The sequence below is a fragment of the Syntrophaceticus schinkii genome, from assembly GCF_000946815.1.
In the GTDB taxonomy this organism is placed as follows: domain Bacteria; phylum Bacillota; class DSM-12270; order Thermacetogeniales; family Thermacetogeniaceae; genus Syntrophaceticus; species Syntrophaceticus schinkii.
Map to the genome: position 1 here is coordinate 1 of NZ_CDRZ01000120.1, position 1762 is coordinate 1762.

Genomic DNA, 1762 nt, shown 5'->3' on the forward strand with positions numbered 1-1762 from the left:
CAGGGTTATCCACCCCGAACCAACCCACCCCTGCTTTGTCAAGATGGGTTTCGGTTTTTATTGCTCATCTTTATCCAGTCCCTGCCTGAACATATCCTCTCTGACATGGGGAATTGTGGGCCAACTGCATCGACTTCTTCCAAGTAAAATAATTCAACTTGATGACAAACATCATTTTATTCAAGTGATAGGTTTCGTCACGTTCAACGAGAATCCGGGAGGGAATTTTTGAGTCAACCATCAAATCAGTTAGGCACTGAATGCAGTGATACCCTTCCTCTGAAATATCTTTTACCATTTCATGTCCCAGGATAAGGCCTGTCTTGCTGTCGAGGATGAGAAACGTCTTGGGGAAATACGGCCTTTCACCTTTTTTCTCCTGAACAGGGAAGGGGGCGAAAAAGGTGTCCACCTCCCAGACAGCCTGTTTTCTTTTCCCGGAAGTCAAAATCTTTTTCAAGAGCAGTTCATCGGTGATTTCAAAAGCAACATATTTCATAATGACCGGGGCGGGCTCAAGATACCGGTCAAGCCAGGTTATTATTTCCCCCTGATAATCAGCACCGATTTCAAAGTAGCGGCTGCTGCCCATCTTTTCGATCTCAGATATGATCACTGCCTGACCGCCATGCCCCAACAGCAACAACAGCGATCACACCGGCAATCCCGATGCAATGCCGATGGTTGTAAGCACAGCCCGCATGCGGTGAGCGCGCAGGTTTTCCCATACTATTTGAGCCAGATCAGCGAAGTTCATCATTTACCTCCTCCCGCACGATCTCACCATCACGGAAATAGAGCACTCGCCTGGCATAAGCGGCGATCTCGGGTTCATGGGTTACTAAAACGATCGTCCTTTGTGCCTGGTGCATCTTTTGAAAGATCCCCATAATTTCCTGGCTAGCCTTACTATCCAGATTGGCCTGTGGGCTCGTCAGCAAGAATAACCAGGGGATTATTGGCCAGGGACCTGGCAATAGCAACACGCTGCTGTTCCCCACCGGATAATTCAGCTGGTTTATGGGTGAGCCGGTGTCCCAGCCCCACCTGTTTCAGGAGCATCTCTGCACGCTCTCTGCGCCTCCCCCCGCGGCGCACCGCCATAAACAAGGGGTATCTCCACATTGCGCAAAACATCGTGCCTGGGTAAAAGGTTGTAACTCTGAAAAACAAACCCCAATCTGCGGTTGCGCAGGTCCGCCAGTTCGTCATCTTCCAGAGAGTTCACATCGCGGTCATTGAGATAGTACTCACCTGCAGTGGGTCGCTCCAGGCACCCTAGAATACTCAGAAATGTTGACTTACCACTGCCTGAGGGTCCCATGATAGCCACAAAATCCCCCTCCGGGATCTCCAGGGTAACCCCCCGCAGTGCTTCCACCGCAGCATCCCCGCGCCCGAACACTCTCGTCAGCCCGGCAACCCTGATCACTTGTCTCCACCGCCAGTTGTACGCACTTTCTGCCCGTCTTTAATCTCGTCAGGCTCCAGGATCACCTTGTTTTTGTCCTTGATTCCCTGCTCGATCTCGGTAAAAAGTTCGTTGCTATGGCCAATTTGGACTGCACACCTTTTCGCTGTACCATTCTCTACCACAAAGACAGCCTGTTCTTCACCCTCCCCGACTAACGCTTCATTGGGAATCAAGAGGGATTGGCGCGGTTTGACACGGTAGAGCACCACATCCACCGTAGCACCTGGTTTGATGTTTATCTCACCCTTCTCTAGAGTTATGTAAACCTTAATATGAGTCTCTGTTTCA

The 1762-nt window shown here is 50.5% G+C and carries 1 protein-coding gene and 2 pseudogenes; all 3 read right to left on the bottom strand.

The window, feature by feature from the left end; genetic code table 11:
* Nucleotides 1-70: 70 nt before the first annotated feature.
* Nucleotides 71-646: a DUF6930 domain-containing protein gene (locus SSCH_RS06030; RefSeq protein ID WP_044664682.1), complete on the bottom strand. Its 576-nt coding sequence runs from the start codon at nt 644-646 to the stop codon at nt 71-73.
* A gap of 97 nt (nt 647-743) precedes the next feature.
* Nucleotides 744-1432, bottom strand: a pseudogene (locus tag SSCH_RS06035) (ABC transporter ATP-binding protein).
* Nucleotides 1429-1762 (bottom strand): annotated as a pseudogene (locus SSCH_RS18970) (efflux RND transporter periplasmic adaptor subunit); the annotation flags it as partial. The pseudogenes SSCH_RS18970 and SSCH_RS06035, both read right to left, overlap by 4 nt.